Below are 21,610 nucleotides of genomic sequence, written 5' to 3'. Positions count from 1 at the left end.
CTCCACGAGGCCGGGTGCGTAACTTCAGTCAGCGCTGCCGCCGAGAGCACCGTTGAGCAGGAAGCCGAGAGTGTGCAGGCCCTCCTGCGCGTTGAGCCGGGCCGGCCCCGCGGCCACGCCCGTCGACACAGACATGCGCCTTTCGGGGTGTAGCGGTCAAACACGATCGTGTTGATGGGGTAGGCTCTGCGGCGCAATTCAACTAGAGTCATAACAGTGGCAATAACAGGAGTCGTGGGGCAGATGGCGAAAGGGCAGAAGGGCTGGCTCCCGCAGGGTGAGCTTGCCGTGACCCAACCGGAGTTCGGTCAGCGACTAAAGGCCCGGCGCTCGGCGCTGCGCATGTCGCAGCGCGAACTCGCCGGTGATTCCGTCACCCCGAGCTACATCTCCCTGCTGGAAGCGGGCAGCCGGGTACCGACACTGGACGTGGTGGTGTATCTGGGCCACATGCTCGACTGCAGTCTGGAGGAGCTGCTCGGCGTGGACTCGGTGCCGCTGCTGCCGGCGGAGGCCACCCGCCGCCCCCTCCTCTTCGAACAGGTCCTGGCCCGCAGCGCGAGCGAGGTCGGCGACCACGCGCAGGCACGCCGGTTCCTGGAGAGCGCGTTGGCCAGCGCGAGGTCCGACGGCCTGCCGGAGCGCGTGGTCGACGTCGGCCTGGAGTTGCAGGACACCCTGCGGATGCTCAGCGAGCACCAGGCCCGGCTGCGGCTGCTGGAGGAACTGGCCGAGATCCCCCTCGTGCAGTCCGCGCCGGAACTGCTGCTGGTGGTCAAGACCCATCTCGCGTCGGTGCTGCGCGACCTCGGCCAACTGCGCGAGGCCCGGCGCACGGCGTACGGGGCCCTGACTCACCTGCGACAGCCCGGAATCGGCGGCACGAGCGTGCACGTACGGCTGCTCGGTGTGCTGATCTCGGTGCTCTGCGAGGCCGGCGAGCTGGACCAGGTCGAGCCGCTGATCAGCGAGATGCTGAACGTCGCGGACAAGCTGGACTGGCCGGGCTTCGTCGGCCGGGCGCACTGGGTGGCGAGCATGGCGTACGCGCAACTGGGCCGCCCGGAGGAGGCACGCCAGCACTTCGGGCTGGCCCGGGACGCGCTGGCCTTCCCCAGCATGTCGCTGATCGACTGGCTGCGGTTCTGCCGCTCGGCGGCGTCGGTGCTGCTGGACATCGGCGACGACCTCGACGGCGCGCGGCAGTGGATCCGTGACGCGGAGACCACGTCGCGGATGCTCGGGCTTCCGCACGAGCAGGCCATCGTCTCCGCGCTGCGCGCCCGGTACGAGCTGAACACGGGCAACCCCCGGGAGGCGCTGCGGTTGTACGAGCCGCTGACCGGCCCGGACACGCCGCTGGCCGGCCTGGACCTGATCTACAGCTACCTGAGCCACGCCAGCGCGCTGCACCAGACCCACGAGACCGACAGGGCGATCGCCCTGCTGCGCTCGGCCGTCGAGCTCTGCGAGAGGGGCGGCTCGTACCAGCTCGCCGCGCAGGTGTGGCGGCAGATCGACGAACTGACCCGGGAACGCGACACGGTGCTGGCGGCGGACGACCAACCATAGGAGACGCGGTGGCCGACGAGACGACGGATCTGCTACGACGGCTGGCGTCCCTGCCGGCGAACCGACGTGCGGCGGCGCTGCGGCTGCTGGGACGCGACAGCGGCGCCGGCTCGTTGCGGCCGCGCCCCGATCCGAGCGCGCCGGTACGACTCTCCAGCGGACAGGAGCAGGTCTGGCTGACCGACCTGATGACCGGGGAACCGGGAAGTCTGGTCGACCACGTCGCGTTCCGACTCACCGGCCCACTCGACCTCGCCGCGCTCCAGGCCGCGTTCGGAGATCTCGTCGCCCGGCACGAGCCGTTGCGCAGCCGACTGATCCGCCAGGGCGAGATGCCGATGCTCGTGTCCGGGTCCGCGCCGGTGGATGTCAGCGTCACGGAGCTGCCGGCGCAGGGAGTCGCCGTGGCGACCGCGGCCGCCACGAGCGATCTCGCGGTGCCGTTCGATCTGGAGCAGGGACCACTGGCGCGGCTGAGACTGTACCGGCTCTCGCCGGACGACCACGTCCTGGTGCTCGCCTCGCACCACATGGTGACCGACGGAGTCTCGCAGGGTGTGCTCCTCGTCGACCTGGAGGCGCTGTACCAGGCTCGGCGCGAAGGTCGGCCCGCCGCGCTCCCGCCGCTGACGGTCCACTACGGCGACTTCGCCGAGTGGCAGCGCGGCTTTCTCGCCGGCGACCGGCTGACCGCGCTGACCCGGTACTGGACGGATCGACTGGCGGACGCGTCCGCTCGGCTCGCCCTGCCGTTGGATCGTCCGCGCTCGGCCCGACGCGGCGGCGCCTACCTGGACGCCGTCGCCCCCGCCGGGCTGGCCGACCGGGTGACCGCCGCGGCCCGCCAGCACGCGACGACGCCGTTCGTCGTCCTGCTGACCGCGTTCCGGCTCCTGCTCTGGCGCCTCACCGGGGCGCGCGACACCCTGGTCGGTACGCCGATCAGCGCGCGGCCGCTGGCCGAGACCGAGAACATGGTCGGCTACTTCCTGAACATGGTGGTGCTGCGCGGCGCGGCCGACCCCGACGCGTCGGTGCGCGACCTCGTCGCCGCCGAACACGCCTCGGCGATGTCGGCCTACGCACACCAGGACCTGCCGTTCGAGCAACTGGTGGCGCAGCTGCGTCCGCCGCGGGAGATCGGCTCCACGCCGCTGGTGCAGACCGTCTTCTCGGTCGAGGGACAACCCGGCATGAGCGGCAGCTACCTGGGGGTGGACTGCGAGGAGATCGTGCTGACCGGTGGCTGGGCGCAGTACGACCTGATGGTGAAGGTGGTCCGCGACGCGGACCTGACCGCCCGGTGGGACTTCGACGACGCGATCATGGATGTGTCCCGGATCGCGCAGTGGGCGCAGGAGTTCTGGGCGCTGGTCGACGCCGTGGTGGACGACCCGGACCGCCGGGTGCGCGACATCCCGGGGCTCGGTGACGTGCCGCCCGCCCCGGCCCAGGCCGACGTCGAGGTGCTGGCGTGGGCCGGCACCGCGGAGCGGGTCGAGCCGCAGGGCTACCTCCAGGAGACCATCGCCGCTGCCTGGCAGGCGCTGCTCGGTGTCTCCCCCGGCGCCCACGACGCCCTCTTCGACCTGGGCGGGCACTCGCTCACCGTCGCGCAGCTCTCGTTCCGGTTGAGTGAGGCGTTCCACGCCCCCGTCGGGGTGGCCGAGCTGTTCGGGTACCAGACGGTCGCCGCCCAGGCCGAGTATGTCGAGGGCCTGCTGCTGGACCGCGCGGCGCGGTTGTCGCCCGACGAACTGGCGCGGTTGCTCGACGGCCGGTCCTGACCCGAGGCGGACTCTCTCTCCCGGGTGGGTTCCATGGCGACGGCACGGACCGGACCATCGACGGCGGGCTCCACGATCAGGCCGTGAGGCCCGCGGCACGATCAGGCGGTGAGGCTTGCGGCGAGGTCGCGGACCCGACGGCAGGCGGCCAGCAGGGGGCGGAGCCGCTCCACCGGATACATCTGTGCGGCGTCGCCGGGCCGGTACATCCGCTCCGGCGCGGGATGGGTCTCGACCAGCAGTCCGTCCACCCCGAACACGGCGGCCGCCAGCGCGGCCGGCGCGACCGCGGCGGCGCTGCCGGTGCTGTGGCTCGGGTCGAAGATGACGGGCAGGTGGGTGTGCCGACGCACCGCCGCCACGGCACCGTAGTCCAGCTGGTACGCCAGCGACCGGTCGAACGACACGACGCCCCGCGCGCACATGACCACGTGCGGGTTGCCGTGGCTGACCACGTACTCCGCGGCCCTGAGCCACTCCACGACGGTCGCGCGGACACCACGCATCAACAGCACCGGACGGCCGCAGCCGCCGAGTTCGGTCAGGAGCGCCCGGTTGGTCATGTTGCGCGGGTCGACCTGGAGGCAGTCGGCAACCTGGGCGACCGGCTCGACGTCACGCGGGTCGACCACCTCGGTGATGACCGGCAGGCCGCCCGCCGCGCGGACCTCGGCCAACGCCGGCAGGCCGGCACGTCCCTTGCCGGGGAAGTGGTAGGGCCCGCTCCTCACCTTGAACAGGCTCGCCCGCACCGCGTCGGCACCGGCACGACGCACCAGCGAGGCGGTCCGCACCGTGTCCGGCACCGATTCGAGAGCACACGGGCCGGCCCCGCACCACCAGCCACCGCCGCCGACGTGCCCGGTACCGAGCGGCACCCGCTCCGGAAGCAGCGCGTTGGCCCGGTCCACCAGCCAGTAGCCACGGTCGGCGGTGCTGTGCCAGGCGCGGATCGCGGCGGAGGGCACCCGGGTGACCAACCGTTCGTCCCCGGCGACGACCAGGAAACACCGGCCGGCCAGGCGAACCGGCCACGCGGTGACGTCCTCGTGCCCCGCGATCCGGTCGCCGAGCGAGACCAGCTCGGCGTCGGTGCTGTGTGGGGCCACCTCGACGAGCACGGGTCAGCTCCGCGTGGCGACGCGCAGCCGCGCGCGGACGAACTCCGAGAGTTCGACCAGGGTGGGGTGCTCCAGCACCGCGCGTACGGTGACCCGCGCCCGCAGCCGGCTGTTCAGGCGTACGGCGAGCCGGTTGGCCGACATCGAGTCGCCGCCCAGGTGGAAGAAGTGGTCGTCCAGACCGATCTGCGCCACGGGCAGCAGGTCCGCCCAGAGCTGGGCAAGTTGCCTCTCCACCTCGTCCCGGGGGGCCCGGTAGGGCTTGCGTAGCGTGGTCCAGTCGGGGGCGGGCAGCGCGTTGCGGTCCACCTTGCCGTTGGCCGTCACCGGCAGCCGGTCCAGCAGGGTGAACGCGGCCGGCACCGCGTGCCCGGGCAGCACGTCGACGATCGCGGCCCGGACCAGGTGTGGTTCGGCGGTCGGGGCGACCAGGTAGGCGCAGAGCTGGCGCTCGCCGTCCTCGTCGGCCAGGGCCACCACCACCGCGTCGTCCACGCCGGGCTGGGCGAGCAACGCGCGCTCCACCTCCGCCGGGTCGACCCGGAACCCCCGGATCTTGACTTCCCGGTCGACGCGGCCCCGGTGGTGCAACCGCCCCTGCTCGTCGAAGTAGGCGAGGTCACCGGTGCGGTAGAGCCGGGCACCGGGCGGACCGTACGGGTCGGGCCGGAAGCGGTCGGCGGTGTGGCCCGGGTCGCCCAGGTACCCCCGGGCGAGTTCCGGTCCACCGAGGTACATCTCCCCGACCGCGCCGGGCAGCAGGCGGCGCATGCCCGCGTCGAGCAGTTCGACGCGTACGCCCGGCCACGGCCGGCCGATCGGAGGCGGGGCGGCCCGGTCGGCGGCGGTGGCGGTGGCGCTGGTGAGGCGGTCCTCCCACGGCACCAGGCAGCTGCTGATGCCGTTTGCCTCGGACGAGCCACACGCGACGGCGACCTCGAACGGCAGTTCCGGCGCCGCCCACCGCCGTACCTTGTCGCTGCCGACCGTCAACAGTCGCAGGGCCGTGTCCGCGGGCCAGGGCAGTTGGTATAGCTGCTCGGCGAGGGGCATGCTGACGTACGCCTTGGTGATCTGCTCCCGCACCAGCCAGTCGCGCAGCAGCGGCGCCGCACCGACGATCTCCGGCGGCGCGGTGTGCACACTCGCCCCGGCGCACAGGTACGGCCACAGCTCCCCGACCGACACCGAGGAGCCGGGTGGGGCCAGCCAGGCGGCGCGGTCCGCCGCGCTGATGCGGTGGCCCTCCTGGTGGGTGGCGACGGAGTGGGCGACCGACCGGTGGAGGACCGCGACGCGTTTGGGCGTACCAGTGGACCCGGAGGTGTGCACCACGTAGGCGACGTCCTCGGGATGCAGGGTGATGCCCGCGTCGTCGGAGGGCAGCCGGTGGATGCGCGGCCACTCGGTGTCGACGGCCACCACGGTGCCCGCGGCGGCCGGTAGGACGGCGCCGAGCCGAGCCAGGGTGAGTACGGCGCGCGGGCGGGCCAGTTCGAGCACCTCGGCGATCCGCTGCGCCGGATGGGCCGGATCCAGCAGGATCGCCGCCGCGCCGCTCTTGAGGATGGCGAGGAAGGAGACGAGCATCTCGCTGCCCCGGTCCATCATGAGGGCGACGCAACCGTCCCGCTGGGCGCCGAGTTCCCGCAGCACCCGCGCCAGCTGGTTGGCGCGCGCGTCGAGGTCGCCGTAGGTCAGGGTGCCGGGGCCGGATCCGAAGGCGGGGCGCTCAGGGTGGCGGTGTGCCTGGCGCGAGACCAGTTCGGGCACGAGCCCCGACACCTGGGCGGTGTCGGCGGGGCGCCCGTGGTGCGTCAACCACTGCTGCGCCGTCCGGTCCGGTACGGCCAGTGTCCCGATGGGCCGGTGGGGGTCGTCGGCCATCTGTGCCATCAGGGATGCGAGGTTGCGGTCCAGTTCGGTGGCGAGCATCGGCGCGGACCAGCCCGGCGTGAGCTGCCAGGAGATCCTGGTCTCGTCGCCGGCGAGGAGGAGCTGGGCGTCGGGGGCGGGGCGCGGGTGGCGCCAGTGGAACGCCGCCGGGGCCGACACCTCGTCGGCGTTCCAGGATGCCTCGGCAATGGCGTCGACGAGTTGCGCCGCGGTCGTCCGCCCGGACGGCACGGGCACCGTCGCCGACGCGCCGTCGACCCGCAGGGCGACCCGGCCGGGCGCGTGCGGGCCGCAATGGCGGAGCAGCACGAGCAGGGCGGCGGCGTAGGTCGCCCAGTGCGGGGACACGGCGTCCCGCGCGGCCGTCCCCGGGGCGACCTCTGCCGATGTCTCCGTGGTTGCGGATGTCGTCGATCTGGGATGCGGCGCCGATGCGGTCACAGCGGTCTCCTCGCGCGAGCCGTGGGTCACGGCCAACCCCTCGGACCACCAAGCATAACTAGAGTCAGCGATATGTCGAAAGAATTGAGACTCTAGTTGTCGACAGTTATGCTCCCGGGCAGTGCACACCCGAGGAGGGCTTATGAGCCTGGCGGACGACGACGACGCCGAGTACGTGGTGGTCTCCAACGACGAGGAGCAGTTCTCCCTCTGGTTAACCGAGCGCAGCCTGCCCAACGGCTGGCGCGAGGCGGGAAAGCGGGGCAGCCGCGAGGAGTGCCTCGCCTACATCGAGCAGGTCTGGACCGACATGCGGCCGCGCAGCCTCCGCGAGTTCGCGGCGCGTCCGTCGACGCAGTGATCCGCGCCGTCGTCTTCGACATCGACGACACCCTTGTCGACTTCTCCGGGGCGACCGGCCGCGGTCTGCTGGCCCATCTGGCCACGACCGCCCCGGTCAGCACCGCCGACACCGACCGGTACCTCGCCCTCTGGCGGCACCTGGAGCGCATCCACTTCAACGCCTACCTACGGGGCGAATACAGCTTCACGGAACAACGCCGGCGCCGGGCGCGGGAGTTCTGCGCGACAGCCGGGTTCCCGCTGGGCCCCGAGGAGGCCGAGGTGGACGCCTGGGTGTCGCGGTACCTGGCGCACTGCGACCGGGCGTTCGTGCTGTTCCCCGACGTACTGCCCGCGCTCGACACCCTGGACTGTGCCGAGCTCCGGCTCGCCGCGATGAGCAACAGCGACCGGGCCTACCAGGACCGCAAGCTGACCGCACTCGGCATCCGGCACCGGATGGAGACCCTGGTCTGCTGCGACGACGTCGGCGGCGTGGCGAAACCGGATCCGCGGATCTTCCACGCCGTCTGCGACCGTCTCGGCATCGCACCAGCCGAAGCGGTCTACGTCGGGGACCGACTCGACTCCGACGCCCGCGCCGCCATCGCCGCCGGACTGACCGGGGTGTGGCTGGACCGGACCGGGAACGGGCACGCCGACGTACCCATCATCACCACACTCGACGAGCTCGGCCGGGTGCTGCCTGCCCGGACGGTGCGGAAGGGAGCCCGATGACGCTGACCCGACCGGGAACCAGCTTTGCCGGAAGGTGGTCGGCACTGAGCGCCCAGCGGGGCGGCCTCTGCCTCGGGGTCGCTCCGTCACCGGCCTGGCTGCAGCGATGGGGCCTGGCGGACAGCACGGAGTCGGTGCGCCGCTACGGCGACGTGCTGCTGGACGCGGCCGGTGACACCGTCGCCGGCTACAAGATCCAGACCCCGTTCTACCTGCGCCACGGTGCCGCCGGAATGGCCGCGTTGCGCCGCTTCCGCGACGGCGCACACGAGCGGGGCGCGCTCGTGCTGCTGGACGCCAAGATCGGCGACGCCGACGACACGATGGCCGCCTACGCGGACCTCTACCTCGGACCGCAGAGCCAACTCGGCGGGGACGCGGTCACCGCCTGCGCGTTCATGGGCGCGGCGACACTGCACCCGCTGCTGCGGATCGCACAGGACCGTGGTGCCGCCGTCTTCACGCTGGTGCGTACGTCGAACCACGGTGCCGGGGAGGTTCAGGGCAGCCGTACCCCCGATGGCCACAGCACCGCCGAGGCGATCGCGGACGCGCTGACCGCCTGGCATGCCGAGCACTGCGGTACCCCGGAGCCCGGACCGGCCGCGGCGGTGGTGGGTGCCCGGTTGCCCGAGTCGGTGCAGTTGGTTCGCCGCCTGCCGCACAGCGTCCTGGAGATTCCCGGGTTGGGCCGGGCCGACCGCCGCACCGAGGAGGTCCTCACCCCGGTCCGGGACGCGACCGACCGGGCGATGCTGACGGTGACGACCGGGGTGCTGCGGCACGGTCCCGTGCCGGCCGCGCTGCGCGCCGGGATCCGGTGGTGGCAGGAGGAGATCGCCCGGCACCGCTAGGCGCGCCGGTGTCGGGGCCCTCGGACCGGCCGAGGGCCCCGACATCCGGTCCGTCGTGCTCAGCCGGCGAGTTCGGACAGTCGCTGCCCGGGTCGCCGCGCCGCCGCCAGCAGCAGGTCGCGCCACCGGGCCAGCAACCCGCGTGCGCTCGCCGCATCCCACAGGTTGGTGTTGAACTCGACGCTGAGCTCCAGCCGATCGGCCCGGACCGCGGCGGTGAAGTACAGGTCGTTGCGGGCCGTGTCGAGCCGGGTGAACTGCCAGTCGACCGCGCAGCCGGCCAGGTCCCAGCCGCTGCGGTCGGGCTCCTGCCACTCCACCGCCACCTGGAACAGGGGCAGCCGATCCAGTTGCCGCGGCATCGCGGCGGCCCGTACCAGCTGGGGGAAGGGCAGGCCCTGGTGGTCGTACGCGTCGAGCACGGTGTCCCGCACCCGGGCCAGCAGCTCCGCGAAGGACGGGTCACCCGCGCAGTCCACCCGCAACACCAGCGTCGCGATCGTGCATCCGACCAGCCCCGGTGCTCCGGGCAGGCGGCGGTTCTCCCCCACCGCGCCGATCGGGATGTCGTCGCTGCCGGCAAGCTGGTGCAGCAGCGCCGCCAGGGCGGCGGTGGCCAGGACGAACGGGCTGACCCGCTGGGTGGCGGCCAGCCGCAGCACCGTGCCGGTCTGCTCCGGGTCGAGCAGGACGGCGAGCTGGTCACCGTCGAAGGTGGGCAGGGGCGGCCGCGGCAGCGGGGTCGGCAGGGGCAGCACCGGCAGCCCCGCCAGGGTCCGCTCCCAGTACGCCCACAGCCTGGTCGGTTCGGGGCCGGAGAGCCACTCGTCCTCCCACCGGGCGTACTGCTGCCAGGTCAACCGGGGCGACGGCGACGGTGCCACGTCCCCGGCGACGAGTGCGTTGTAGCAGGCGCTCAGGTCCCGACAGAACGCCTGGTAGCCCACCCCGTCCATGGCGATGTGGTGCACCGTCAGCAGCAGGACGTGTCGCCGGTCGGGTGCCACGATCAGGGTCGCCCGGATGCCCGGCTCCCGGGCGAGGTCGAACGGTCGCAGCGCCTGGGCCACGGCGAGCCGGTCGATCTCGGCGGCCCGGGCCTGCGGCGGCAGCGCACTCAGGTCGGTGACGGCCAGCTGCGGACCGTGCGGCTGCGGTACCTGTACCGGCCGGTCCACCACGAAGCGGATCACGCTGCGCAGCATCTCGTGCCCTTCGACCACCCGTGCGAACGCCTGCCGTAACGCGGCCGGGTCGAGTGGGCCGGTGATGTCGACGCGCAGCGGGCTGTGATAGGTCGCCCGACCGGGCGCGAGCCGGTCGAGTACCCAGATCTGGGTCTGCGCCGCCGTCAGCGGGGCGCCGGCGGCGCCGGCCGGGACGGCTGCCGACCCGGGCGGCACGACGCCGGGCCGGGCGGCCGTGCCCGCCCGCAGCGCGCCCGGGACGGCCTCCCGCTCGATCCGACGGACCAGGGACCGCACCGTCGGTGCCTCGAAGATCCACCGGATCGACACCGGCCTGCCCAGCTCGGTACGCAGCCGCGACGCCAGCTCCGCCGCCATGATGGAGTGGCCGCCAAGGGCGAAGAAGTCGTCGTCGTCACCGATCTCGTCCTGGGCCATCACCTGTCGCCAGATCTCGCGCACCTGGCCCGCGAGCCGACCACCGTCGGTGCTCCCGTCGACGGGGCGGTCCATCTCGATCACGGTGGGAATCGCGTAACGGGGCAGTCGGGTGGCGAGGAACTCGGCCAGCTGCGCGGATGTCGGCGCCGCGTCCCCGGCGCGGGTCACCCGGGCCCGCAGCACCGGCGGAGCGCCGTCGTACGCGACCTGCGCGGCACGGACGCCGGGGTGCACCGAGAGCGTGGCGGCCACGTCGTCCAGCGGCACCGTGAGACCGTTGACCATCGGGTGACGGTCACGCCGGCCGAGCCGTACGATGTCTCCCCGCTCGTCCACGAAGCCCAGGTCACCGGTGTCGGCGAGGATCTGACCGTGGACCGGCATGAGCCGGTCCACGACCAGCCGGACGTGCTGCGGGTCGATCGCCACGATCCGTCCGGTCACGCCGCGTGGCGCGAGGGTGTCGATTCCCTGCACCACCTGCTCCGACGCGGGAACGGGGGTACCCGCCGGCGGAACCTCGGCGATCGCCACGGCCCGTTCCGCCGCGGACAGCATCGGCAGGTCGGTGATGGCCATCCGGGGTGCCTCGATCGCCGCGGCCAGCAGGGTCCGCAGGTGGGTGAAGAGGCCCCGGACGAACGGCTCGGGGAGCAGGGCCTCGTCGAACTCGAGCCAGAAGCCGAGGCTGCCCGGACCGGTCTGGGCTTCCACGATCAGGTCGAAGCGGGAGCGGGAGCGGGGCACGTGTTCGTAGCGGATGCGCAGGGTGTGGCCGCTCAGCTCGGCGTCGCGGACGTCGACGTGCGAGAAGACCACCTGTACCAGCGGGTGGTAACTCGGATCCCGGTCGGGTCGGACCAGGTCGACCAGGTGGGAGAAGGGCAGCCGGTCGTGGTCGAGCGCGTCGAGGCTGACCTCCATCACGTGCCGTACCAGCTCGTGGAAGGACTGCTCGGGCGCGGGCCGCAGGCGTAGCGGCACCGTCGCGGCGAAGAAGCCGACCAGCGGCTCCCACTGCTCGTCCGGGCGGGCCGCGCTGGCCGTGCCGATCAGCAGGTCCTGACGACCGGTGTAGCGGTGCACGACCGCGGTGAAGGCGGCGAGCAGCACCGCGGCGGGGGTGCTGCGGCCGCCGGTGGCGTACCGGTACAGCGACCGGGCCAGACCCGCTGGGAAGGTGACCTGGATCCGCCGCCCGCGCGGGGACTTGACCGGCGGGCGGAGGGTGGCCGGACGCAGGTGGAGGACCGGGACGGCGCCGTCGAGCTGGTCGCGCCAGTACCGTCGCTCGTCGGCGAGTTCCCGCTCGTCGAGCAGCCGACGCTGTTCCTCGGCGAAGTGCCGGTACTGGCGCGGCAGCGCCGGGAGGTCGGGCACCCGACCGGCGGCGAACGCCTCGTAGGCGGCCAGCAGCTCGTGCAGCACCACCCGCAGCGACCACCCGTCGGCGACGATGTGGTGGGTGGCGAGCACGAGCACGTGCTCGGTGTCGTCCAGGTGCAGCAGCGACGCGCGGACCAGCGGACCCGTGCGCAGGTCGTACGGGGGGTCCGCGACCATCGCGGCGAGATCGGCCACCATCCGGTCGCGCAGGGTCACCGGCACGTACGACAGGTCCGTCGGCTGACCCAGGTCGATGGTGAGTTCGGGCAGGATGCGACAGACCGGTGCGCCGTCGACGGTGTCGAAGGTGGAGCGCAGCACCTCGTGCCGGCCGAGGACCACGTCGAGGCTGCGCTGGAGCAGCGGCAGGCGCAGGTCGCCCTCGATGCGCAGCACCCAGACCTCGTTGTAGGTGCCGGGCGCGAGGCTCTCCATGAGCCAGAGCTGCTCCTGCGGGAACGACAGCGGGGCGAGCCGGCCGGCGGCGGTCTCGATGTCGGTCACCCCGCCCCCCACCGCCGGGCCAGGAGCCTGGTGACCGAGTGCCGGTGCGGGATGGGCTGGTCCGCGTGGGAGGAGACGACGTCGTCGTCGTGCACCTCGGCCAGTTCCCAGTCCGGGTTCAGGTAGTGACCGACGAGGGTGCCGTGCGGCAGGATGCAGCGCGGCGGGTTGACGTGGTTCGCCAGCTCCTGTGCGCGGTCGTTGAAGGAGCACAGGACGTGCCAGCCACCGACCCGGGTGGCCTGTTGCAGGGCGGTGACCGCCTCGGCGACGGCCGCCTCGTCGGCGAGCCAGTGCGCCACGCTGTCGAAGACGACGACGTCGTAGCTGGCCGGCGGGAGCGGTTGGGTGAGGACGTCGCGCACCGACCAGGTGATCCCCGGCTCGTGTGGCCAGGCCCGGCGGGCGTTGCGCAGCGCCAGCTCGGAGATGTCGGTCGCGTCGACGAGCGCGCCCTGCCGGGCCAGGTACGCGGCGTTGCGTCCCTCACCACAGCCCGCGTCCAACACCCGAAGGCCCTCCAGCGAGGTGCGCTGGGCCAGGCTCTCGACGACCGGTTCCGGATCACGCCCCCAGAGGCAGGGGCTCATCTCGTAGCCGCGGTCGCAGCCGCCGTCGAGCGTCGCGCCGCTCATGCGGTCGCCTCCACGTCCTGCACGGTGCGCAGCTTCGGAATCGGCGAGAAGATCAGCCAGAGCAGCGACAGCGGGATGCCCACCGCGGTGATGAACAGCGTCGCCCGCAGGCCGATGGCGTCGCCGAGCAGGCCCGCCACGAGCGCGGAGATCGGTACCAGGCCACCGATGAGGAACCGGAAGCTCGCGTTGACCCGCCCCAGGATGTTCTGCGGGATCACCATCTGCCGCATGGTCATCTCGGCGATGTTGGAGGAGACGATGCCGTAGCCGACCACGAAGTGGATGACGCCGAAGAGGATCGCGGCCATGGTCGGCGTACCGTCCACCAGCGGAATGGTCATGATCGGCACGACGGCCAGCACGTAGGCGACGATCAGCAGCCGCCCGTAGCCCAGCACCTTGAGCAGCTGGCCCATGGTGAGCGCGCCGATGAGCCCACCGACGCCGAAGGCGGCGAAGATGAGGCCGAGTGCCGCCGGGCTGATGTTGAACTCGCGCGTGGCGTAGAGCACGAAGAGGGTGAGCATCAGCACCGAGAAGAAGTTGAAGGTGGCGCTGTTGCCGGCCAGTGCCCGCACCACCGGGTGCCGGACGGTGACCCGCAGGCCATGGCCGATGTCGCTGAAGACGCCGCGCCAACCGCGTCCGATATCCTCGGCGGGCCGCTCGACCGGCGGCTCCGGCGTCTTCACCAGCATGATGGCGATCGCCGAGGCCAGGAACGAGATCGCGTCGATGACCAGCGCGAACGGGGCGCGCAGCGCCTGCACGAGCAGACCGGCCAGTCCGGGCCCGGCGATCTGGGACAGCGAGTCCGTCGCCTGGAGCCGGCTGTTGCCGGCCATCAGCTGCTCCCGCGAGACGATGCTGGGCAGGTAGGAGCGGTAGGCCAGGTCGAAGATGACCGACAGGCACCCGACCGTGAAGGCGACGAGGTACATCACCGTCATGGTCAGCGAGTCGAGGAAGGCCAGCACCGGAACGAGACCGATCACGAAAGCGCGGGCCAGGTCGGTACCGATCATCAGCGGGCGCCGGCGCATCCGGTCGACCAGGACGCCGAAGAGCAGCATCGGGCCGAGGAAGGCCAGCTCGCGCAGGGCCGACATGATGCCGATCTGGGTGGCGGTCGCGTCGAGGATGAGGATCGCGGTGAGCGGCAACGCCAGGGTGGTGATCTCGGTGCCGAAGGCGGAGATCGCCTGTCCGAGCCAGAGCTTGTTGAAGTCACGGTGACGGTTCAGCGATGGCGATGGAGCGCCGTCATCCGACGGTGCCCCATCGTGAACGGTTTCGGTGCTCATAACGGGGTTTCCTCTCGGGCTCCGAGCACGGCCGGCGCGTTGCCGGTGGTCCAGGGGTCGCAGAGCAGTGCGGAGTCGCCAGCGTGTCGGCGCAGCGCGGTGACGGCGGTCGCCGGGTCCTTCGCGGCGACGGTCAGCCGCGAGGTGGCGTACACCTGGTGCGACGGGTTGTTGAACGGTGTGCCGGTGTACGGCACCTCGGCGGCGTACCGGTGGGCCGGCAGCGCCGCCGACGACGGCAGGTGGTGCAGTGAGAAGACGGGTACGTCGGCGGCCAGCGCGGCGATCCGCAGGGTGCCGCAGATCCGCGGGTTGATCTCCAGGACGAGGCCGGCGCCGTCGGCCTGGACCAGGAACTCCACCTCCAGGTAGCCGTCGACGTCCGCGGTCCGCGCGATCGTCTCGGTGACCTCACGCAACCAGGCGTCGAGGTGGGGGGTGATGCCCGGTGCGGGGCACAGCCGCAACCGGCGCCAGGGCGGGACCAGCATCGGCGACGTCGATCCCTTCCAGACCGGGGGCAACGTGATGGTGCGCCCGGCGGTGCGGTGGGCGACGACGGAGTACTCCACGCCGTCGGCGTACCGTTCGGTGAAGCACTGCGGGGACGCCGACACCTCGGTGGCCATCCGGATGCCGATGCTCTGGGTGCTGTTGCGGCCCTTCACCACCAGCGGGTCGCCGTCGGCGTCGGCGAGGGTGCCCTCGCCCTGGTAGTGCCAGGGCGCCGTGGGGATGCCGTGCCGGTCGAAGAACCGCTTCATCGCCACCTTGTCGATGCCGAGGGTGGCCGCGCCGGCTGACTGGACGATGGCCCGGTGGCCGGCGGCGCGCAGCCCGGCCGCGAGTTGCCGGTCACGGAGCAGCGTGTCGTGGCTGGTGAGGAAGACGGCGGTCGCGGCGCTGAGGCCGTCGAAGCCGCGCCGCAGTGTCTCGGCGCCGACCCGTGGTCCCTCGCCCAGATGCACCTGGCGATCGCCGGGTCGCCACTGGACGAAGTGGGTGAACCAACTGGCCAGGCTCTCCACCCCGACGAGGTAGACCGAGACCGGGCTCATCGGGGTGCCGCCAGGTCGGACAACGCCCGGTCGGCGGCGCGCAGGTACGCGCCGAGGAACTGCTCCTGGGGCTGGTTGAAGAAGGTGCCCGGGAGGCTGATCCACTCGTCATGCAGCCGGACGCTGACCGGGAGGTCCTCCGGGGCGTACGCGAAGCGTTGGCGCAGCGTGGCCGGCGAGTACGCGTGCCAGGTGGACGGTCGGGCCCCGGTGAAGACCGACGTGCGGTGCAGCGGCGCGGTCTGCGGTACACCGGCGCGCACGCCGTGCCGCCGCAGGGCGGCGACGAGATCGTCGCGGCCGAAGCCGGCGCGTCGCGGGTCGACGCGCAGCACGATGTCGTACCAGCCGCCCATGGTGTGCCCGGGTGCGATGCCCAGGCCCTCGACGCCGGGGTGGGCGCCGAGCGCGGCGACGAGCGCGGTGGCGTTGTGGTGTTTGGCGGCCACGAGTTCGTCAAGGCGCCGCAGGTGGCTGCTGGCCAGGACCGCCGCGACCGGACTGATCCGCAGGTTGCCGCCCAGCCCGACGTCGGCGAGACGGCGCAGCGCCGGATCGCGGACGGTGAGGTTGCTGCGTTGGCGGAAGCTGCTCAGCAGGCACGCCAGGTCGTAGTGCCGGGCGTCGCGGCAGGCGAGGACGCCGCCCATGCCGCCGCTGACCAGTTTGAGGCCGCCGATGCTGAAGACCGCGAGGTCGCCGAAGGTGCCGACCGGGACACCGTCGACGGTGGACCCGTGGGCGTGTGAACAGTCCTCGATCAGCGCCAGCGACCGCTCGCGGGCCAGCCGCGCGATCTCGGCCATCGGACAGGGGTGGCCGAACAGGTGGGTGACCGCGATGGCCCGGGTCCGGCTGGTGATCCGGTCGGCCAGGGTGGCGGCGGTGACGTTGCCGGTGGCCGACCCGCTGTCGCAGAGCACCGGGGTGGCACCGAGCACGAACAGCGGAGAGGCGGTGGCGAGGAAGGTCAGGGAGGGGACCAGCACCTCGTCACCGGGGCCGAGCCCGAGGACGTAGTACGCGGCGAGCAGCGCGCTGGTGCCGGAGTTGACCGCGAGGACGTGGCGTCCGTCCAGGACGGCGGAGAAGAGCTGCTCGATCTCGGCGAGTTCGGGACCGTGCCGGTAGTCGAAGGTGCGGCCGGCGCGGATCAGTGCGGTGGCCCGGGCGACGGCCTGGTCGTCGTAGACCGGCCACTCCTGGGGATGGTCGATGGCCGGCGCGGTGGCGGCGAGTCCGGTGGAGGTCATGGCGGCCTACCGCGCCACGCTGAGCAGGTCGTCGTCGATCAGCCGCAGTATCTCGCCGGCGTGCTCGTGCACGAAGAAGTGTCCGCCGGGGAAGATGTCCACGCGACAGGGGCCAGTGGTCTCGCGTTCCCAGGCCCGGGCCCGCTCCGGCGTGGCGTAGTCGTCGTCGGTGGCGGCGAAGGCGTGCACCGGCACCGACGACGCGGTGGTGTACGGGTACCGCCAGGTGGCGCCGATGGTCAGGTCGGCGCGGATGACCGGCAGGGCCAGCTGCATGAGGTCCGGGTTGCCGAGCACCTCGGGCGGTGTGCCGCCGAGGTCGGCCAGCCAGGCCAGCAGCCGGTCGTCGGGTTCGGCCCAGGCCACCTCGGGGATCCGTAGCCAGGGTGCGGGGCTGCCGGAGACGAAGAGCCAGGTGGGCAGCGGGCCGCCCTGCTGTTCGAGTCGCCGGGTCAGCGCGTACGCGATCCGTGCCCCCATGCTGTGCCCGAAGAAGGCGAACGACCGCTCCCGCAGCAGCGGGTCGAGGGCGTCGACCAGCAGGTCGAGCAGGATGTCCATGGCGGCGATGGGACGTTCACCGAGCCGGTTCTCCCGGCCCGGCAGCTGCACCGCGGCCACCTCGACCTGGGGCAGCCAGCGGTGCCACTCCCGGTACGCCGACGCGCCGCCCCCGGCGTACGGGAAGCAGAACAGCCGCGTGGGGGCGGCGAGGTTCGGCGTGGCGATGGTTACCCACTTGTCCATCAGCACCTCAACTCGTCTTGACCGCCGATGACAGACGGAATTTACCAGAGTCAACGCTTTAAGTCATGACACTAGTCATGACGAGTCAACAGCGGGAGAGGGAATCGCCCTGCGCCTCCCACAGCGGCCACATCCCGTGGTGGGCGGTGCGGCCGTGCGCCATCCGTACGTTGTCGACCACCAGCAGGTCGCCCGGTGTCCAGGACACCCGGACCGTCGAGGCGTCGATCGCCTCCTGCACCGCCACCAGATCCTCGGCCGGTACCGGCTCCCCGTCGCCGTAGCAGGTGTTGAACGGCAACCCGTCGCGGCCGTACGCGCCCACCAGCACGTCGCGCTCGTCCGGTTGCAGGCTCCACTCGCTGAGGAAGGCGATCTGGTTGAACCACGCCGGGCTACCCGTGTCGGGGTGCACGAAGGTCGACGAGCGGGCCTGCCGGGTACGTAGCGTGCCGTCCGGCAGCCACTCGTGGCCGATCCCCTGCGCGGCGCAGTACGCCTCGACCTCGGCGACCGTCGCCACCTCGAACGCCTGTCCCCAGCCCATGCCCACATACGGTCGGAAGTTGCGGACCAGCATCCAGCCTCGGGTGAGAAACGCCTCGCGGACCCGCGACGACAACCGGGACAGCGTCTCGACTCCGTCGGCGAGCAACGTCTGCCCCGAGGACACCAGCCCCGCCGGATGCGCCAGGAGCAGGATCGCGGGGAACTCCAGGGCATGGCTCTGCTCGTTGTGCGGGCACATGTCCCGGTACGCCGGCCAGGTCGGTGCGCCGTACACCTCCCCCAGCACGCGCGGTCGCGGCGCGAACGGCTCCCGACGCGGGCACCGCCGCACCAGTGCCCCGACGACCGCCGCGAAGCGCGCGGGGGTGTCCAGGGCGAGCCCGCGCAGGTGCACCACGCCGGCCGCGGCGAGCCGCTGACGGAGTTCGACGCGGTGGTCGCACACCCAGTCGACGGCGTCAGCCGCGCCGATGTCGACCCGCCATGGCGCGACGGCCTGGCCGGTACCCGCCGTCGCGGTCACCGCGACACCACCCGGGCGACGATCTCCACGGCCCGGTCGACATCGGCGCGGCTGACGCCGCGGTGGGTCACCGCGCGGATCCGGCCGTGCCCGAACTCCGCCACCCGCAGCCCGAGGTGGGCCGTCTCGGCGACGAACCGCTGCCAGGGCAGGTCGGTGAGTCGGAACAGGACGATGTTCGTCCGCACCCGCTTCGGGTCGATCGTCACCCCGGGCAGCTGCGCCAGCCCGTCGGCGAGGCGTAGCGCGTTCGCGTGGTCCTCGACGAGCCGCTGCGGCATCCGCGTCACCGCGACCAGCCCGGCCGCGGCCAGCACACCCGCCTGGCGCATCCCGCCGCCGAGCAGCTTGCGCGCCCGCCGGGCGCGGGTGATGACGTCGGCGGGACCGGCCAGCATCGAGCCGACCGGGGCGCAGAGTCCCTTGGAGAGGCAGAACTGCACGGTGTCGGCGTGCCGGGCCACGTCCTCGGCGGTGGTCCCGGCCGCCAGTGCGGCGTTGAACAGGCGGGCCCCGTCGAGATGGACCGGGACGCCGCGCTCGTCGGCGAGGTTCCGCACCGCCGCCAGGTACGCCTCGTCAAGCACCACGCCACCGGCCCGGTTGTGGGTGTTCTCCAGGCAGATCAGCGCGGGCAGCGCGAACTGCGGATCGTCCGGATCGTCGGGAAAGGCCGCGGCCAGCCGGTCGAGCGGCAGCCGGCCGTCCTCGTCGGTGACGACCGGCTCGTAGCTCGCCCCCGCGCAGACACTCGCGCCCGCGGCCTCGTACAGGTAGATGTCGGACTCGTCGCCGACGACGACCTTCGCGCCGCGCGGCACCTGGGCCAGGATCGCGCACAGGTTGGCCATCGTGCCGCTGGGCAGGAAGCAGGCGGCCTGCTTGCCGGTCAGGTCCGCGCTCGTCTCTTCCAACTCGCGGACGGTCGGATCCTCGCCATAGACGTCGTCGCCGAGCGTTGCGCTGGTCATCGCGGCGAGCATCTGCGGGGTCGGCAGGGTGAAGGTGTCGCTGCGCATCTCGATCACGCCCGTACCATCACTTTCTCGTCAGTCGCGGCGGTGCCGTCCGACGCGGGGGTCACCTCCAGCGCCACCCGGGCCAGCGCCTCGTCGAGGCTCGCCCGCACCGCCTCGGGGCTGTCGCCGTCGGCGATCACCCAGCCGAGCCGGCCGTACGCGTCCACCGCCGGGCCGACCGTGGCGCCGGGCCGTGCCGTGACGGTCACGTCGCGCACACCCGGCAGCGCGGCGGCCTCCTCGACGCCGTCGACGGCACGGAGCACCCCGGAGGTCGCGGTGGTCAGGAAGCGGATCCCGGCGTACCGGGTCGGGGGTGCCAGGGGTTCCACCGGCAGCCCGGCCGCCGCCCGGAGCTGCCGCTCCACCAGGTCGAGCCCGGACGCGAGGCGGATCAGCTCGGGGATCATGCCGCCGGCCAGCCGGGCGTTGATCTCGACGACCACCGGCCCGGCGTCGGTCAGGCGGATCTCGACGTGCGCCGCGCCATGGCCGAGCCCGACCGCGACGAGCGCCCGTCGGGCGGTCTCCCGAACCGCCTCGCTCGCCGGCCCCTGCGCCGCCGGGAAGACGTGACCGACCTCCACGAAGTGCGGCTCGGGCCCGACCTCCTTCGCGGTGACGCCGACGATCTCCACCCGCCCGTCCGACGCGAAGGTCTCCACACTCACCTCCGGGCCGGCGAGGTACTGCTCGACCAGCACGGCTCCGGAGGTCGCCTGCCCGCGCACGTTCACGCTGACCGCGAGCAGCGCGGCGACCTGTGCCCGCGCCTCGGCCTCGGTGCGGCACAGCCGGACCCCGGTCGAGGCGGAGTCGTCAGTCGGCTTGACCACGCAGGGCAGCCCGGCCCGCGCCACCGCCGCGGCGACCTGATCCGGGGCGCGCACCACGGCGTACCGCGGCTGCGCCAGACCCGCCCGGTGCAGCAGGACCCGGGTACGGGCCTTGTCCCGGCACGCCGCGACCGCGTCCGCGCCGCTGCCGGCCAGTCGCAGGCAGTTCGCCAGGGTGGCCGCGGTCACCAGGTAGAACTCGCTCGTGGTGGTGATCCCGGCGAGGGGACGCCGCCGGGCCCGCCGGGACAGTGACGCGCGGAGGGCGTCGATGTCGTTGGTGTCGCACTCGACCACCTCCGCCGGGGTGTCGGACAGCCCGAGGTACCGCCCCGGGCGGTTGGTCAGCAGGACCGGGCGCAGCCCCAGCCGCGCCGCCTGGCGCAGCGCCAGCATCCCGGTGCCGGTGGTGTTGGACTCGACGAAGATCAGCTCCCGGCGCGGCACCGGCGCGTACGACCAGGAGGTGACCTGGCTGCCGTACGGCACCGGCACCGGTTCACGGGCCAGCGGAAGATCGTCGAGCCGCTGCTCGGTCCAGTACGTGTCGTCGTAGAAGCCCTCGGCATACCGGTCGCCCCGGTCGGGCAGGATGCCGACCACCCGGGCGCCCCGGGCGAGTCGGGCGGTCAGTCCCTTCATCACCTGGTACACCGATCCGGCCGAGTTCCCGGCGAAGATCGCCTGTTCCCGGGCGAGGTCGCGGGTGGCGGCGAACGCCTCCCGGTCGTTGAGCCAGTGGATCTCGTCGATCACCGCGTGGTCGAGGTTCTCCGGGTGCAGGCTGTTGCCCAGGCCGCTCTGCCGTCGACGGGGCAGGTCGGGTTGGCCGAACAGGACGCTGCCGACGCAGTCGACCGCGACGACCCGCAGGGCCGGCTGGTGCTCGCGCAGGGCGCGGGCGGCACCACAGAGGGAACCGCCGCTGCCGACCGAGCCGACCAGCACGTCGACCTGTCCCAGGTCGGCGGTGATCTCTCGGGCCAGCGCCCGGTAGGCACGCGGGTTCAGGGGGTTGCCGTACTGCTGCGGCCAGTACGCGCCGGGCAGCTCCCGCCGCAGCTCGGCGAGGCGCTCCAGGCGGGCGCTCTGCCACCCGTGGCGCGCCATCGCCGGCACCACGTGCACGACGCAGCCGAGCGCGCGGAGCTTGGCCAGGGTGATCGGGTCGATGCGGGGGTCAGTGACGATGTGCACCGGGTGTCCCAGCACCGCGCCGACCAGCGCGAGCCCGAGCGCCAACGTGCCGGAGGAACTCTCCAGGATCGGTGCGCCCGGGGCCAGCTCGCCGCTCTCCCGCGCGGCGAGCACCACCTCGCGGGCGACCCGGTCCTTCATCCCGTACGGGTTCTGTAGTTCCAGCTTGGCGTAGAGCTGCACGTCGCCGGGGGCCCGCAGGCGGACCAGCGGCGTGTGCCCAATCGCGTCCACCATGGAGTCGAAGCGCATGGCA

At 72.6% G+C, this 21,610-nt stretch carries 16 protein-coding genes; 5 read left to right on the top strand and 11 right to left on the bottom strand.

The window, feature by feature from the left end:
* Nucleotides 1–243: 243 nt before the first annotated feature.
* Both O7615_RS24660 and O7615_RS24655 read left to right on the top strand, forming a co-directional pair.
* Nucleotides 244–1,572, top strand: coding sequence for a helix-turn-helix domain-containing protein (locus O7615_RS24660; RefSeq protein WP_278180168.1), 1,329 nt, complete (start codon nt 244–246; stop codon nt 1,570–1,572).
* Between the two features lie 8 nt (nt 1,573–1,580).
* The gene (locus O7615_RS24655) at nt 1,581–3,359 is read left to right on the top strand and encodes a condensation domain-containing protein (RefSeq protein ID WP_278180167.1); all 1,779 of its coding nucleotides are present in this window, start codon (nt 1,581–1,583) and stop codon (nt 3,357–3,359) included.
* A gap of 101 nt (nt 3,360–3,460) precedes the next feature.
* Here the strand turns inward: O7615_RS24655 and O7615_RS24650 are convergent, their stop codons facing one another.
* Nucleotides 3,461–4,480 (bottom strand): hypothetical protein, encoded by a 1,020-nt coding sequence (locus O7615_RS24650; protein ID WP_278180166.1) that lies wholly within the window; start codon nt 4,478–4,480, stop codon nt 3,461–3,463.
* 3 nt (nt 4,481–4,483) lie between these two features.
* A complete protein-coding gene (locus O7615_RS24645) occupies nt 4,484–6,817 on the bottom strand; it encodes a non-ribosomal peptide synthetase (RefSeq protein ID WP_278180165.1) in 2,334 nt (777 codons plus the stop codon).
* Between the two features lie 142 nt (nt 6,818–6,959).
* Here O7615_RS24645 and O7615_RS24640 point away from each other — a divergent pair, with 142 nt between their 5' ends.
* From O7615_RS24640 to pyrF, 3 genes are read left to right on the top strand one after another with little or no spacing between them, the layout of a single operon-like run.
* Entirely contained in the window at nt 6,960–7,178 is a 219-nt protein-coding gene (locus O7615_RS24640) for an MbtH family protein (protein ID WP_278180164.1), read from the top strand.
* A complete protein-coding gene (locus O7615_RS24635; RefSeq protein WP_278180163.1) occupies nt 7,175–7,897 on the top strand; it encodes an HAD family hydrolase in 723 nt (240 codons plus the stop codon). The genes O7615_RS24640 and O7615_RS24635 overlap by 4 nt, the downstream gene beginning before the upstream one ends.
* Complete coding sequence (gene pyrF, locus O7615_RS24630; protein ID WP_278180162.1) at nt 7,894–8,751, top strand: orotidine-5'-phosphate decarboxylase; 858 nt, start codon at nt 7,894–7,896, stop codon at nt 8,749–8,751. The genes O7615_RS24635 and pyrF overlap by 4 nt, the downstream gene beginning before the upstream one ends.
* A 59-nt stretch (nt 8,752–8,810) precedes the next feature.
* On the opposite strand, the gene O7615_RS24625 is transcribed toward pyrF, so the two are convergent.
* From O7615_RS24625 to O7615_RS24585, 9 genes are all read right to left on the bottom strand, one after another.
* Nucleotides 8,811–12,269 carry a condensation domain-containing protein gene (locus O7615_RS24625; protein WP_278180161.1) on the bottom strand — a complete coding sequence of 1,153 codons (3,459 nt, stop codon included), beginning with the start codon at nt 12,267–12,269 and terminating at the stop codon, nt 8,811–8,813.
* Nucleotides 12,266–12,904: a class I SAM-dependent methyltransferase gene (locus tag O7615_RS24620; RefSeq protein WP_278180160.1), complete on the bottom strand. Its 639-nt coding sequence runs from the start codon at nt 12,902–12,904 to the stop codon at nt 12,266–12,268. The genes O7615_RS24625 and O7615_RS24620 overlap by 4 nt, the downstream gene beginning before the upstream one ends.
* The gene (locus O7615_RS24615; protein ID WP_278180159.1) at nt 12,901–14,211 is read right to left on the bottom strand and encodes an MFS transporter; all 1,311 of its coding nucleotides are present in this window, start codon (nt 14,209–14,211) and stop codon (nt 12,901–12,903) included. The genes O7615_RS24620 and O7615_RS24615 overlap by 4 nt, the downstream gene beginning before the upstream one ends.
* Nucleotides 14,208–15,269: an ATP-grasp domain-containing protein gene (locus O7615_RS24610; protein WP_278180158.1), complete on the bottom strand. Its 1,062-nt coding sequence runs from the start codon at nt 15,267–15,269 to the stop codon at nt 14,208–14,210. The genes O7615_RS24615 and O7615_RS24610 overlap by 4 nt, the downstream gene beginning before the upstream one ends.
* Entirely contained in the window at nt 15,266–16,522 is a 1,257-nt protein-coding gene (locus O7615_RS24605; RefSeq protein ID WP_278180157.1) for a DegT/DnrJ/EryC1/StrS family aminotransferase, read from the bottom strand. The genes O7615_RS24610 and O7615_RS24605 overlap by 4 nt, the downstream gene beginning before the upstream one ends.
* 6 nt (nt 16,523–16,528) lie before the next feature.
* Nucleotides 16,529–17,269 carry an alpha/beta fold hydrolase gene (locus tag O7615_RS24600; RefSeq protein WP_278180156.1) on the bottom strand — a complete coding sequence of 247 codons (741 nt, stop codon included), beginning with the start codon at nt 17,267–17,269 and terminating at the stop codon, nt 16,529–16,531.
* An 85-nt stretch (nt 17,270–17,354) separates the two neighbouring features.
* Nucleotides 17,355–18,302: a TauD/TfdA family dioxygenase gene (locus tag O7615_RS24595; protein ID WP_278180155.1), complete on the bottom strand. Its 948-nt coding sequence runs from the start codon at nt 18,300–18,302 to the stop codon at nt 17,355–17,357.
* Complete coding sequence (locus O7615_RS24590; protein ID WP_278182215.1) at nt 18,299–19,321, bottom strand: GntG family PLP-dependent aldolase; 1,023 nt, start codon at nt 19,319–19,321, stop codon at nt 18,299–18,301. The genes O7615_RS24595 and O7615_RS24590 overlap by 4 nt, the downstream gene beginning before the upstream one ends.
* 5 nt (nt 19,322–19,326) lie before the next feature.
* Nucleotides 19,327–21,606 carry a pyridoxal-phosphate dependent enzyme gene (locus tag O7615_RS24585; RefSeq protein WP_278180154.1) on the bottom strand — a complete coding sequence of 760 codons (2,280 nt, stop codon included), beginning with the start codon at nt 21,604–21,606 and terminating at the stop codon, nt 19,327–19,329.
* Nucleotides 21,607–21,610: the final 4 nt, after the last annotated feature.

It is taken from the genome of Micromonospora sp. WMMD1082 (assembly GCF_029626175.1).
GTDB lineage: Bacteria > Actinomycetota > Actinomycetes > Mycobacteriales > Micromonosporaceae > Micromonospora.
The sequence above is the reverse complement of the archived record's forward strand: the minus strand, read 5'-3'. Positions and strand labels throughout refer to the sequence as shown.